Below are 13,269 nucleotides of genomic sequence, written 5' to 3' on the forward strand. Positions count from 1 at the left end.
CTTAAATGTTTTTGAAAATATTGCTTTTGGACTCAAGAAACAAAAGAAGATACTCGAGGACCCCCCGCAACACAAAAAAGAGAAAATGGAGAAGCTCTTATTGAAAGCCAAATTTAAGAGTCGATCCAATTTAGAGAAACTCTCTCTAGAAACCACTAAATATACAAATTTACTTAAGAAATGAGTTAACCATCTAGGAATAACTGAAGAAAAACAACTAAGAAAGAATAGATCCTTATATAAGAAACTAATTATTTTCTATCTAGGAATTATTAGATCTAAGCTCCTAGATTTAGAGTATTGGAAATCTTGATGAGAGTATTTTCCCATTCTTAAGGAACAAGAATTGAGTTACAAGTATTTAGCTAGAGCTTTTAGCTCTGCTGAAATAACAGATAAGGTCAATAAACTCATTTCCTTAGTCGGACTTACAGGTTATGAGAAATCTGCGATAGACACACTATCTGGAGGAACTAAGCAGAAAGTAGCTTTAGCCAGAGCACTTATTATGGAACCACAAATAGTTCTCTTAGATGAGCCTTTATCAGCTATTGACAAGGACATGAGAGAGAAGATGCAAATAGAGCTAAAGAAGTTACATCAAAGACTTAAACTGACTTTTTTGTTGATTACCCACGATCAAAAAGAAGCTTTATTGCTCTCTGACAAGATAGTTGTATTAAGAAAAGGAAAGGTAGAACAGTTTGGTACTCCTTCAGATGTGTATGATGCGCCAAGTAATGAATGAGTGGCTAACTTTATGGGAAAATCCAATATCTTTGAGGGAATTTATTTATCCCCTAAAGAAGTAGAAGTTAATAACTCAATCTTTCAACTAAATAACATCACTGGCTTTAGAGAGAATGAGAGAGTTAAGGTGATGATTCGGCCAGAAGATTATGATGTTGTGCCTAGAGGACAGGGCTTTATCTCAGTTACAGTAATTGATTCCATATATAAAGGTCAACTATGAGAGCTTAAGTGTCAATTTTGTGACTCTATTCTCTTTGTAGAGAGCTTCAATGAGGTTAAGAAGGGAGAAGAGATAGACCTACTTTGAGACCCTATAGATGTTCACTTGATGAAGTTAGAAAGAGATGAGAGATGAAGTTAATACTTAACTGGACTTACTTTAACCTTCGAAAGATTGAAGCCTTATTTGTTCCCTTTGTAGTCTTCTTTTGTTTAACTGTCTTTTTGCCTTTAGTTCTAATGTGTACCTATAGCTTTAGCTCTTTAGGAGGAATACAAGGCTCTCAATTTACTCCCAATATATTTGTTTCTTTGGGAATTAGTACTATGGTTGCAACAATTGCATTGATTATTACCTTAGTATTGAGTTTCATACTTGCTTTTTTGATCTGGTCTTCATTTAGTGGTAAGTGAAGAAAGAGATTACTTCTTTTGCTTTGCTTACCTTTAGTGACTAATTACTTTATCAAGTTAATAGGACTAAAAAGCTGTTTTGACTTTTTTAATGGGCGCTTGAATAGTACTTATGGCGTGCAATATACCATAATTGGGCTAGTCTATCTCTCTTTACCACTAGTAACTTATAACTTCATAAATACTTTTTTCTCTATCCCACAGGGACAGAGAAGGGCCATTAGAGATTTAGGACAAGCTACTTGAGGAGAGATTATCTTTCTTTTATTGCCTTGATCTAAAACAACTTTCTTCAGTTCTTCAATATTGTTTTTTCTTCCCTCTTTATTTACTACATTCATCTCTGAGTTTTTGAATCATGATATGGGAACTAGGATGATTGGAGAAGTTATCTCTAATTTAGCTGGAATGAACTTTTGAACTCAAGGATCTAGACCGTTTATTGCCTTTTTAGTGAGTTTGTTGTTTACCATAACCATTTTCTTTATTGTTTTTTGAGTGTCTTGTTATAAGTTAGCGAGTTATCAAGCTAAGAGAATTAAAGGATGACTTTATTTGAAAGCCAAGAAAGAGAACTTAAGAAGAAGGGGAATGAGGCTAGTTGTGAGTCCAAATAATTAGATAAGGTGCTTTACTCGCTTAACTTTCTTTCTTTAGATGGAACTAAATGAGTGCAGATATCTAAGAGAGGATGAACGATTGCATTCTTTTTTGCGATATATCTTCCTTGAATAGTTATTATCTTTCTTTCTCTGGCAAAACCTGGAAATAAGGGAGAAGTATCGACAGAGCTTAGTGGGTTTGCAAGAAACATGACTTGAGAGAATTACACTAATTTCTTTTCTTTCGGGGCAACTAATGATTTCTTTTGAGGGAGTCTCTTTAATTCTGTGTCTATAGCTATTAGTGCATTAGTTCCTGCTCTTTGAATCTCTCTAGTAACTGCTTTTTATTTGTGAAAGAGAGGGGGAAGATACAAGTCAATAGTTTTCAAGATATCTAACTTATCTATCTCTTCTCCTGAGTTAATACAAGGACTTTCGTTTATGTTGTTGTTTATTGCTATTTTTCTTCCTTTAGGGGTTAACTTTGGTTTTTTGACTATTGTGTTATCTCATATAGCCTTCTTAGTCCCTTATGGAATTATCCTTATCTATCCTAAGTTAGAGAAGCTAAATAAAAAGTTATTGTTAGCAGGAAAAGACCTTAATTGCGGAGACCTTGAAACTTTATTCAAGATAGTTTTGCCTCAACTAAAGGGAACAATGATTTTTTGCTCTTTAGTTTTGGTTATTCTTTCTATGGATGATTTCATTATTACCAATTTAGTTAAAGGGAGAGTAACTACTTTGACTACTCAGTTGTATACCATGAAAAAGGGAGTTAAGGCTTGAGCAATGTGTTTTGGAGCCATTTCTCTTTTAGTAGCCTTTACTATATTTATTGGTTACTCCTTATTTAAGAGAGAGAAAAAAGGAGTTGAAAAGGAGTTACTTAATTATTAGTAAAGACTTAGAGGTTAAGAGAATTTAGGCTGGAAGTGATTTTCAGTGAGGACAGGAATCACTTTGTCTTAGGGAAACTTTACCCTTGTTTCCATGCTCTTCCTTTAAATAATTTTCTGCTTCTTGTTTTGTTTCTAAATAATAAGTCACTCCACTACCATCTAACTTCAATTCATATGGCTTTCTGCAATTTGGCTCTTGACTTGTACTTCTATAACTACTTTGAGAACTTTTTTGATCAGAAGGTCTAGATAGATAGTAAGCAGTAAGACCTCCCCCTCCAGCAACTGCAAGAGCTAATAATTTTCCTATAGATAGTAACATGTGGTATTAGTAAACTGTTATAGCTCTTAGTGGTGAGTTAAGTTACGTAACTCTTTTTGCTGTTCCCCCCTTAGACTGTTAAATGTCTTTTGTAATTTCTTATTTTATAGGTGGCTTAGGGAAAGTAACTAACTTAATTTTTTAATGGAACATCAGATATAGCTTATTGGTGATTTCTGGATTATCTGGGAAAGATACAGGTGTAATTGAATCTTCACCTCAAGATATTGAATCCGTTTCTCAAGCTCCTGTGATAGTTTCCTTCATCCCTTTACCTTTGAAAGTAGTCTTCACAATATCACCTGTGGATGCATCTTTTGTTTCTAAATTAAATGTTTCTTCTATTGAAAGGCTTTCTCCATTAGCTAGAAGTTGAGCAGGGAATAATCCTGTTCAAATATGTGGCAAAGATCCGGCACCTGCACCGACACTAGTATTGTCACAAATAATTTCAACATAGAAACTTCCTCCTTGCTTTTGGGATAGAAGAAAGGCTTCATGTTCTTTTGAAAGTTTTTCCACTTCACAGTTTCCTTTTCTGACGCTTGCGCCGGCAACTTTAGGTAATTGTTTTACGATTGTTTTGATTTTTGGTTGGGAAATGGTGGTTGTTTGAGGAGTTACTGTATCGTTTGTTTTTAAAGAAATTCAAGGGATACTAATCAATCCCCCCACCAATAGCTATAGCTGTAGTGACAATCTTTGGAATAATAGCCATTTTTGAAAGTTGTTTTTAATCGAGATAACCAACAAATATTTTACTTGAGATTTAAAAAGTTAGTTTTGATCTGTTAAGTAGACTATGGGGCAAGTAATGAAAAGAGCTAGTGTGTTTACTTAATTGAAAATAATTAGTGTATTTAATACCTTAACTAAATAAATATGAGTAAATCAGGCAGTGTTGTTGCCCCTTTAGGAAATTACATTACCTTAGTCACTAGAAAGAATAAGAATTTAGAGGTTACGAAATTAGTTGGTGTTACTGTTGAAAAAGAAATTATTACTTCTATTGCCTCGGGGCGAAATACTAACTTGCAAATTTGTTTGATTGTTGAGTTTGGAGATTTTGTGGTTAGGTTAATGAATATAGAAATGACAGGGCGACTGGCCGTTGGCCTTTATGAAAAAGCAGACAAAGTAATCGTATCTTCACAATATCATGTTTTCAAGATAACAAATCCCTTATTAAATAAGCATTATTTGATGATGATTTTTCAAAAAGAGGTAACTGAATTACAGTTACTATATCGATGTTTCGGTGGTATTAGAGGTGAATTAGCTTGGAAAGACTTTGTTAAGTTCCCTATTAAATTTCCTTCTCTAGATAAACAAGAAAGGATAGTAAAGAAATATCAAACAATAACTAGATATATAGAGCTAAAGAAAAGAATTAATGAACTATTTGAGAAGCAAATGACCGCTTACTATCACATTCTTTTTGATAACTTAACTGATTACACGATTAAGAATTTTGGAGAATTTCTCACTACTATTCGGGGCGGAAGACCTCCGCGGGGAAATCTAGAACAAGAAAGGAAATATTTTTGTAAGGCAGGAGGAATTCCATGACTACAAGTAGGAGATATTTCTAAAAGAAAATACAAATTTGTGAGTGAAACTGCTGATCAATTGACTCCTGAGGGCTTTAAGAGAGGAAAATGCAAGATTGTTCCCAAAGAGTCTGTTATTGTTGTAGGGGCTGGAGTTAATAAAAAAGCTTTAGGTCTATGTATGATAAGTTTTTGTGATTTTGTTCTCAATACTACTCTTTGGGGAGTTGTCGGAAATACCGTCGCGGGGGGGGCATCAATCTCTTCAATTTATATTTATTTTTTGATTAAAGAAAATATTTCAACACTTAAGAGAATGATTAATAGTTCCACAGATCGTGTCTCATTAGATGTCAAGAGATTTAAAGACTTTGAAATCAAATTTCCTCCCCAATTCTTAATTGACAAATTCAATAATTTCTGTGAACCTATTTTTGAGTTGCAAAAAAGTAATGAGCAAATAATTAAGAGGCTTTTAAGAATGCAAAAATGTTGAGTTGAAAGTTTAGATTAAAAGTTTTTTCTGGCATTCACGTAATTTGATTCCTGTAAATTTAAAGAAAGTAGGTTTTTAACTTTTGAAAACTTATCTTAAGGTTGCTCTTGCCGTTACTGGAGGAGTAGTTGGAGTAGGTGGTGGAGCAACTACCACTTTAACTCTTCGGAAGTCATCAAGTCAATATGGAGTATCAACAACTGGGGGGGGCGAACAATCCCTTTCTAGTTTAAGTAGTGCGGATGAAAGTCAAAGGACTATAGCCCCTGACACCTCTGCAGTAGTTACTGAGAGAGTTTCGGGACCAGAAAATTCTTCATCAACTGAGGTAGATTCTCTTGAAGAAACCACTTTTCCTCCTCCCGTAACACCAGTTAAAGAAGAAAAGAAAGAAAATTGTAGCATTATTGACTCTCAGAGCTTAGATGATGTTTTTTATTACTTATTGGAAAGCAAATCTTATGTTCTAATTTCTTGCAAAGATACTGATAAAAACATCAATAGTAAATGATCAAGCCCATGAGCAGGATTATTCCCTAGTGAATTGTTTTTAGATAAAAGTACAGGTTCAAAATTTAAGCTTGTAACAGAAACAGAAAGTTCAAGTGATAGTGATGCGGTGACTTTTTCAAGCGAAGCGTTTTCCTCCTCTGCAATAACAGGAAAAGAAGATAGTATGTTACGAGCGCAAAGAGACGACAAACAATTTTTATTGCAAACAATTAATTTAACGTCACATAAATCAGAAAAATCATTCCTTATTTTTAACGAAAACTTTGAAATTTTAAAACAAATAATTAATTTTTAGTCTCAATTTTCAAGCTAATTAAGTTTTCGTAAAGAGAGAATTCCTTTAATACTTAATAACTAAGCACTTTTAAAAATTATTCCTGCTTTAGCACTTTTATTAATTAATTAGATAGAGAGATAAATACTAACAAATGTACAATGAGTGTTTATATTCCAGCCTTTGACCTTTATTGACAAGAGGTGAAGATAAAACCATTGAAGATCGTTTTATAGAAGAAGTAAAGAAATCAGATCAATTGGAACTCGCAGTAGGGTTTGTTTCTTATAAATCTTTAATGGAACTAGATAAATTGGTAACTCAACAAAATATTAAAAATGTCTCTTTAATTCTAGGAATGTATTTTTTTAATGGGTTTCCGGAAGAGCTTCTTAAATTGACTCTAGAAATTAATGACAAATGACAAAAATCTTGAATAGGAGAGATAAGAGTGATCCATTCTTTTAGATATCATGGCAAGCTTTATTGTTTTCTTAAAAATCATGAGGTCTATTCAACCATGATTGGCTCCCCTAACTTAAGTTTCTTAACAACTAAATTGATGTGACAACAATATGAAATAGCACTTTTAACAAATGATTTAAAAATCCTTGAAAAAACCAAAAGCCATATAGATTCTTTGAAATCAGAAAACATCTCCAAAAATATAGCTGTTTTAGCCAAAAATCAACAATTGATCGTTATCAAGACCGATGCAATAGAATCCAAAAATCCCTCTAAAATCGATAGAAAAAATATTTTCAAGAAGTAACAATGTTAACTGTTGAAGATTTGGAGGAGGCAGAAGCTTTACAGACAATTGTTTTGCCTTTAATTGTTCCTACTGTAGAAGAAGTCTTGACTTCAAAAAATCTGGATTTATCTAAATCGGATTTGAATGCCTGCTATAGTAAACCATTAATAAATGAAAAGACAGGAAAAGAACAAAGTTGATATGATGTGCAATTAACTGTTGATTCTAAAGATTATTTGCCTTCTAGAAAAGAATGGTTTTATATGGCAACAGATAATGGATATCTTTTTAAAGCTTGTTTTGTTGGTAAGAAAATTAAAAAATTGAGTACTTTTGAAGACAAAAGAATTATAGGCATGTGAATTAAAAACAGACTTTTTGCGTGAGAAGCTCTTGATAAATTTGATTTCGTTAATCAGGATAAAAGAAGAATGGGAATAGTTACTAAAGAAGCATTAGATTATTATGGTGGAGACACAATATTCATTAAAAAAACTAATAAAACAAAAAAAGATAATCATGGAATTGCAAGAGATGTATGATTTATCTATTTTCCTCATGAAATTAACTAAATAGAAGAGTAATTAATTACTGTTTCCATCCCTCCAATTTTTTGATTTTTAGATAAGTATTTTTGCGCAAGTTATCTTAGAAAAAGAAGAAAAGATCTATAAGTTTTTGAATAAGTTATCTTTTGAAAGATTAGATAAATTTCAAAACTTACATTCAAAGAGAGAAAAAAAACTTAATGGCGATTAAGAAGACTTTTATAAAAATCAAGTGGAATTTCTTTGATATTTGATAGTTAGTTTCATTCAAAAATTATTCTTTTTTAGAACTTTTATTAATTAGTTAATTGGAACCATAAACACTTGATTTGTGAATTCAAATATGCCAAACCAAAACGCCTGAAATTAATGAAAGAAAAATTACTATATTCTAACACTTGACCTTTATTGTTTGATGAAGAGGATAAAACCATTGAGTCTTGTTTTATAAAAGAACTGAAAAAATCAGATCGTTTAGAAATTGCTGTAGGATTTTTCTCCCATAATGCTTTGGAAGAATTAGATAGGTTAGTTATTCAACAAAATATTAAGAATATTTCTTTAATTTTGGGGATGCACTACTTTATTGGATTCTCAAATAATAACCTTCTTGAATTAGCACTAAGAATCAATGAAAAATGACAAAGATCTGGCATAGGAGAAATAAGAATAACTTATGCTTTTAGGTACCACGGAAAGTTATACTGTTTTCTCAAAAATAATGAAATTCACTCAGCAATATTAGGCTCTCCCAACTTAAGTTTTCTCCCACTTAAAACTTCATCCTTGCAAAAATGCAAACAGTGTGAAATATCACTTCTATTAAAAAATTCTGAGACTCTAAAAGAAATTAGAAATCATATGAATGTGTTGAAAGCTGACAGTTTTTCAAAAAACATAACTTCTTTTATTAAAAATGATGTTTTTTCAACTTTTGAAACCGACCAAAAAGAATCTAAAAAACATCTAAAATCAAACTCACAAATATTTGATTAAACAAGATGTGATTGAATTTCGGAGAGTATCAAGAAGTAAAAAACTCAAAAGTATTAAAAACAATCATCTTGACTTTAGATGCTCCTACCGAGGAAGAAGTTATGAATGCGAAAAATTTCGATTATTTATCTAAATATCCTTTAAACGCCTGTTACAGCAAACCATTAGTAGATAAAAAAACTGGAAAAAAACAGAGTTGATATGAAGTGCAGTTCGCAGTAGATGTTCCATATGATCTGCCTTCAATAAAAGATTGGTTCTACTTGGTAACAGATGAGGGATACGTTCATAAGGCTTGTTTTTCGGGCAAGAAAGTTAAGAGATTAAGCACTTTTGAAGACAGTAAAGCTATAGGTGCCTGAATTAAAAGTATATTTGTTGAATGACAGGTACTTATTAAGTTTCATTATGTTTACCAAGATTGCCAAAGAATGGGAATAGTTACTAAAGAAGCATTAGAGTATTATGGTAATAACAAGGTATTTATTAAAAAAACTGACAAAGTTATGGTAGATAGCAAAGGAGTTAAGAGGGACGTATGGTTTATTTCTTTTCCTAACAAAGTAGATTAACCAAAGAAATTATTTGTAAAAAAACAGCTAATTCTTTAGAAAACCCAATTATTAAATTTAAAAAATATGGTTTCAAGTATCATTAAGCTTGTTACAGCAGTTGGTGCAGGGGGGGGCATAGCCTCCCTAGCACTTTGGCAAACAGGTCAATTTGGCGGTGTTTCTTCTAACACGGATTCTTCCTCTTCACTCTCTTCCTTAACCGTCAACTCACATACAGGGGGAGATACATTAACAGAAAGACAAACACTCTCATTACAACTTGCTACAAGAAAAAATACAAATGAGGAAAATTGTGAAGTTGTGGATACTATAGGAGAAGAAGTTTTTAGTGCTCTCGGGAAAAGAAAAAGTGACTACACAACAATTCTTTGCAAAGACACCAATGTAGACAATTCTGAAGTAAAAATGAAAGATAATTGGACAGGCCTATTTCCCAATGATTTATTACTCGTAAATAGTAAAGATTTGATAGTAGGAACGAAATTTAATGTAAAAACAAGCACAGTAAAAATAGAAGAAGGGGAAGAGGATGATGAATATGAAACAACTTTCACCGGCAGTAAATTTTTACAAACTGCCACAAGCGGAAAATGGGGAGGAAGTCCCAGAGAGATATTAGAAAAATCAATAACAGAAGTTAAAGTGGAAGATGATTCTGATACCACTCAAAAGATTTATCTTTTGTTTAATTCCTAGTTAATAGTTCTTAATTTAAGCTTTCTACCTAATCTTTTTGTAATTTTCACACCCTTTAAGCTATTTAAAAATTATTAAATTTAACTCTTTCTATAACTTCAAATAAACTAGTAAAGACTATTAATTAAGTATTCAATAAGTTTTTATCCGAGAAGGTAGAGAAAGAAAACTTAACTAAAGAATTGAAAAACTGTAAGAAGAAGTACCATCTTCAGTTAACTTACATTCAAGAATATCTGAACCTAATATAGGCTTTGCAACCTTACAACTTGAACTCAAATCAACATTCTTAAAATGTGCTCAGCCCCCCCCATTTTGATCTGCTACCCCCATCTTAATAACTGTGTTAGTTACACTTTGTTCCTTGTCTTCTAGAGTTAAAACAAGATTATGATTATTGCTTTCTTTTTCATAACTTAGAGTCTTAACCTTCTTTACTTCAGAAACACCATTTTTCTTAACTTCTTCTCTTTTTCCTAGGTAATAGAAATTAAATACATTATCACTTTCTCTGCAAGCATAAAGAGATTCAAATGAGTTATTTGGATTTTGAGAATTCTTAACTAGCTTACAGTTCTTACTTGCTAGATCTTTCAAAGCTTCTAGAAGTTTTTCATTTTCTTTATTTTCAGTAATTTCTTGTCTAATAGTTTTTACAATGTGAGATTCATTTACAGCTTGAACAGCTCTACCTGTGGTAGAAACAATTCTATTCACCATAACAGGAACACCAACACCGGCACCTACTCCCGCAACACCAATTACTAATTTAAAGATAGCAAGCATATCTTTTTGAAAAAGTTGAGATTAATTATATATTATTTGTTGTGTGATCTCTTAAAAAAATCCTTTTTTGTCTTTTTCAAAAGAATATTTCTTACCTTTACATTTCATAGCTTCAAATTTTGAATTTTGTAACTCTAATTTAAAATCTTCATGCTTTAGTTCAGCAATTGAATGCTTTACTAAGAAAACAGTATTAATTGTATCTTTCTTTGGTGGTTTTCTATTTGTTCCATCTTGTAGCACTAATCAAGATCATGATTTTGTTCCATCACCCATTCAGATATTTAAGTCATAATTGCCTTCCTTTTGAGAAGCTCTCCCTCTTCTTGTATTCTTTTGTAGTTCTATTTTTGATACTTTATAGGCTGTGTAAGGTCCAGTTAATTGAGCACTTCTATGATCTCCCGCCATTATTGAAGAAATAGAAAACAGGAGTTAAAGGCTCATTAGGGAAAGAACAAGCTCAAAGTTTTAAGTTCTGCCCAGCAACTGAAGAAGATAATTTGATTGATCTACAATCTCCTTCTTATCCCTCATTAGTCTTAAAGATTTTTTGTGAAGGTGGAGTTTGTGATCCAGTAAGAGTGACTAAAGTGACTGCAGTGACTGCCCCAACAGCTAGTAAAGAGGCTCCAATTTTAGCTAAAAGAAAAAGAGAATCCATATTTAACTAGGTAGGCTTATAAGCCTTCTCCCGCGGGGGAGAAAGAACCAATGCCTAATTAAAAAACCGAAAAGCTGTAGTAGAAAGAAGAACCATCAGTATTTTTAAGAGTACATACTAAATCATCACCACCTAATTCTTTAGTCTTGATTGAACATTGTTCACCTAAATTCACATCATTAAAGTGATTTCAACCACTACCAGAAACAATATTTCAATTAATACTATTGTTATCTTCGAAAGTTAATACTAATTGAGCAATCTTTTGATCTTGTCCTTCTTTGTAACTAGCCTTAACTACTTTCTTAGGAAGATAAGAATCTGAATCATTCTTGAAAGATTCTTGAGAACCAAAATAGTAGAAATCAGTCTTATTAGCCCCCCCTTGCATGCATATAGTTCGTCATAGCCATTATTAATTCCTTGTGGGTTTTGAATTAACTTACATTCCTTATTAATTAATTCTTTCAAAGCTTCTTGTACTCTTGAATTTGTCTTTCTTTCAGCAATTCTTTCTTGAATACTCTTTCAAGTATTTGTTTGATTAATTCCAGTCATTTCAGCAACTGTATTAGGAACCAACCCAACAACCTTGCTAGCTACAACAGGCACACCAACACCGGCACCTACCCCTGCAACTCCAAGAACTAATTTAAGTAACAACATAATTTATTGAATGTTTGATTTAGATTATAGACTAATTAGATTTTTTAATACCACAAGTTTATCTAGTTAGCTTGTTATTCAAGGAACTAGCCCTTAATAGTTATTTAAAAAATATTTAATTTATATATTTAGTATTTTTTATCTATTTTTATAGATAAATAGTCATTGGGACTGACTAAGTTTTTCATAATTCCAACTACTGCTTCAGTAGTAATACCGGCCTCACTAATATCATTCAACTCCAATTTCAGTGATGAATTAGTATTAGCCACTTATCAGTCCTATATTAATGAAGAAATAGCAGAAGAAGCTTATCAAGAATTCTCTATAAAAACCATTTATTTTGAGAATGATAGGGAGGTCTTTAACGGTTTCTCTTCAGGAGCCTTTGATCTAGCTATTCTTAGTTCCTCTACACTAGAAGAGGCAGTAAAGAAAGGCTTAGTCAAAAAAATTGATTGAGATAAATTTCAACCTCTTAAAGACAAATTAAAAAATAATGGAGGCGCTGGAACTAACGGCCAGAAAAAGAATTGAGGAAGTGTATATTCCCCTGTAGTTGAAAAGTTTTTTAGTTCTCCCGAAATATCAAACTATGGAGTTCCTTATTTCTTAAGTTACTTAGCTTTTGCATACAGTGGAGAAGATTTGCTAAAGAATGGAAAAGAAAGAGGGGATTTTTCAACTTCACAACAGATGAGCTGAAGTGATTTAATAGCAAAGATTATTGCAGATGAAAGATTTAAGACTACAGATGGCTTTCCTAAGCTGGGAATGGTTGAAGATGAATTGACTTTATTTTCGCTTTCTAAGTTAAGCCAGAAACAGGAAACAGAAAAGGGGCAGGGCCCTTCCGAAACAGAGAAGTTATTTGAACCTGAGAAAAAACAATCAGAATCTCAGTTCTACAAACAGTTCTTTCAAATAAATGAATCAGGAATCAATAAAGGTAAGTTGGGACCAAGACCTTTATTCCTCAGTCCCGATTCAGCTGTTCTTTCAGAGATGTTATGTAAAGGAGAATTAGCAGGTGCTTTTGTATACAACGGAGATGCTTTATATGCACAAACAATGATTGATGACGGAGATTGTGAAGAGGAAGAGGAAACGGGAGATGACGAAGATGAAGATTTAAACGACTCACAAGATACTTCTGACTCTAGTGATAGTGACTCATCAGATTCTTCAAAGCCCAAAAGAAAAATCAAGATCATTACTGGATCTCCAACTCTTTGATTCTTAGACAGTATCGCTATTTCTGCACAGGTGAGTCCAGAAAAAGAAAATAAGATTTATGAGTTTTTGAATAAGTTATCTTTTGAAGGATTAGATAAGTTCAGTAAATTACATGCAAAGAGAGAAAAAATACTCAAAGATTCAGATGATGAAGAAGATAGTGATTCTGAAGAGGAAAATGGAGAAAAAGAAGAATCTGATGGAAGTGATAGTTGACTAATTCGAAACTTTTTGGAAATTCAATATACTCCAGCTTTAAAAGATTTCTCCAGTTGCATTAAGGGGGAGACAAATGGACAG

Annotated in this window: 18 protein-coding genes; 12 read left to right on the top strand and 6 right to left on the bottom strand. The window is 32.4% G+C overall.

Features of this window, described 5'->3' with window-relative positions:
- From DNK47_RS02650 to DNK47_RS02660, 3 genes are all read left to right on the top strand, one after another.
- Window positions 1–1,114: ABC transporter ATP-binding protein (locus tag DNK47_RS02650; RefSeq protein ID WP_112665696.1), on the top strand; the 1,114-nt coding region annotated here is incomplete at its 5' end.
- An 83-nt stretch (window positions 1,115–1,197) separates the two neighbouring features.
- Window positions 1,198–2,007: a spermidine/putrescine ABC transporter permease gene (locus DNK47_RS02655; RefSeq protein WP_258393914.1), complete on the top strand. Its 810-nt coding sequence runs from the start codon at window positions 1,198–1,200 to the stop codon at window positions 2,005–2,007.
- A gap of 5 nt (window positions 2,008–2,012) precedes the next feature.
- Window positions 2,013–2,891: an ABC transporter permease gene (locus DNK47_RS02660; RefSeq protein ID WP_112665700.1), complete on the top strand. Its 879-nt coding sequence runs from the start codon at window positions 2,013–2,015 to the stop codon at window positions 2,889–2,891.
- Window positions 2,892–2,915: 24 nt separating this feature from the next.
- Here the strand turns inward: DNK47_RS02660 and DNK47_RS02665 are convergent, their stop codons facing one another.
- Both DNK47_RS02665 and DNK47_RS02670 read right to left on the bottom strand, forming a co-directional pair.
- Window positions 2,916–3,215: a hypothetical protein gene (locus DNK47_RS02665; RefSeq protein WP_112665702.1), complete on the bottom strand. Its 300-nt coding sequence runs from the start codon at window positions 3,213–3,215 to the stop codon at window positions 2,916–2,918.
- A 141-nt stretch (window positions 3,216–3,356) separates the two neighbouring features.
- Window positions 3,357–3,881 carry a hypothetical protein gene (locus DNK47_RS02670; protein WP_146737537.1) on the bottom strand — a complete coding sequence of 175 codons (525 nt, stop codon included), beginning with the start codon at window positions 3,879–3,881 and terminating at the stop codon, window positions 3,357–3,359.
- Window positions 3,882–4,097: 216 nt separating this feature from the next.
- Between DNK47_RS02670 and DNK47_RS02675 the strand changes: the two genes are divergently transcribed.
- The 7 genes from DNK47_RS02675 (at window position 4,098) to DNK47_RS02710 (ending at window position 9,617) form a co-directional block, all read left to right on the top strand.
- Window positions 4,098–5,279 (top strand): restriction endonuclease subunit S, encoded by a 1,182-nt coding sequence (locus DNK47_RS02675; protein WP_258393915.1) that lies wholly within the window; start codon window positions 4,098–4,100, stop codon window positions 5,277–5,279.
- A 64-nt stretch (window positions 5,280–5,343) separates the two neighbouring features.
- Window positions 5,344–6,069 (top strand): hypothetical protein, encoded by a 726-nt coding sequence (locus DNK47_RS02685; protein WP_112665706.1) that lies wholly within the window; start codon window positions 5,344–5,346, stop codon window positions 6,067–6,069.
- A 133-nt stretch (window positions 6,070–6,202) separates the two neighbouring features.
- Entirely contained in the window at window positions 6,203–6,820 is a 618-nt protein-coding gene (locus DNK47_RS02690) for a restriction endonuclease PLD domain-containing protein (RefSeq protein ID WP_112665708.1), read from the top strand.
- 2 nt (window positions 6,821–6,822) lie between these two features.
- The gene (locus tag DNK47_RS02695; RefSeq protein WP_112665710.1) at window positions 6,823–7,374 is read left to right on the top strand and encodes a restriction endonuclease PLD domain-containing protein; all 552 of its coding nucleotides are present in this window, start codon (window positions 6,823–6,825) and stop codon (window positions 7,372–7,374) included.
- Window positions 7,375–7,719: 345 nt separating this feature from the next.
- Window positions 7,720–8,346 (top strand): restriction endonuclease PLD domain-containing protein, encoded by a 627-nt coding sequence (locus DNK47_RS02700; protein ID WP_112665712.1) that lies wholly within the window; start codon window positions 7,720–7,722, stop codon window positions 8,344–8,346.
- A gap of 5 nt (window positions 8,347–8,351) precedes the next feature.
- Window positions 8,352–8,918 carry an NgoFVII family restriction endonuclease gene (locus DNK47_RS02705; RefSeq protein WP_146737538.1) on the top strand — a complete coding sequence of 189 codons (567 nt, stop codon included), beginning with the start codon at window positions 8,352–8,354 and terminating at the stop codon, window positions 8,916–8,918.
- A gap of 66 nt (window positions 8,919–8,984) precedes the next feature.
- A complete protein-coding gene (locus tag DNK47_RS02710) occupies window positions 8,985–9,617 on the top strand; it encodes a hypothetical protein (RefSeq protein ID WP_112665716.1) in 633 nt (210 codons plus the stop codon).
- A 174-nt stretch (window positions 9,618–9,791) separates the two neighbouring features.
- On the opposite strand, the gene DNK47_RS02715 is transcribed toward DNK47_RS02710, so the two are convergent.
- Both DNK47_RS02715 and DNK47_RS02720 read right to left on the bottom strand, forming a co-directional pair.
- Complete coding sequence (locus DNK47_RS02715; RefSeq protein ID WP_112665718.1) at window positions 9,792–10,403, bottom strand: hypothetical protein; 612 nt, start codon at window positions 10,401–10,403, stop codon at window positions 9,792–9,794.
- Between the two features lie 51 nt (window positions 10,404–10,454).
- Window positions 10,455–10,814, bottom strand: a complete 360-nt coding sequence (locus DNK47_RS02720) for a hypothetical protein (RefSeq protein ID WP_112665720.1) — start codon at window positions 10,812–10,814, stop codon at window positions 10,455–10,457.
- Window positions 10,815–10,906: 92 nt separating this feature from the next.
- Between DNK47_RS02720 and DNK47_RS03500 the strand changes: the two genes are divergently transcribed.
- On the top strand, window positions 10,907–11,077 hold the full coding sequence (locus DNK47_RS03500; protein ID WP_181454161.1) for a hypothetical protein: 171 nt from the start codon (window positions 10,907–10,909) through the stop codon (window positions 11,075–11,077).
- A 48-nt stretch (window positions 11,078–11,125) separates the two neighbouring features.
- On the opposite strand, the gene DNK47_RS02725 is transcribed toward DNK47_RS03500, so the two are convergent.
- The gene (locus DNK47_RS02725) at window positions 11,126–11,458 is read right to left on the bottom strand and encodes a hypothetical protein (protein ID WP_112665722.1); all 333 of its coding nucleotides are present in this window, start codon (window positions 11,456–11,458) and stop codon (window positions 11,126–11,128) included.
- Window positions 11,365–11,679, bottom strand: coding sequence for a hypothetical protein (locus DNK47_RS02730; RefSeq protein WP_181454162.1), 315 nt, complete (start codon window positions 11,677–11,679; stop codon window positions 11,365–11,367). The genes DNK47_RS02725 and DNK47_RS02730 overlap by 94 nt, the downstream gene beginning before the upstream one ends.
- A 219-nt stretch (window positions 11,680–11,898) precedes the next feature.
- Here DNK47_RS02730 and DNK47_RS02735 point away from each other — a divergent pair.
- Window positions 11,899–13,269: spermidine/putrescine ABC transporter substrate-binding protein (locus DNK47_RS02735; RefSeq protein ID WP_112665726.1), on the top strand; the 1,371-nt coding region annotated here is incomplete at its 3' end.

Source organism: Mycoplasma wenyonii, from assembly GCF_003265155.1.
Classification (GTDB): domain Bacteria; phylum Bacillota_I; class Bacilli_A; order Mycoplasmatales; family Mycoplasmoidaceae; genus Eperythrozoon_A; species Eperythrozoon_A wenyonii_C.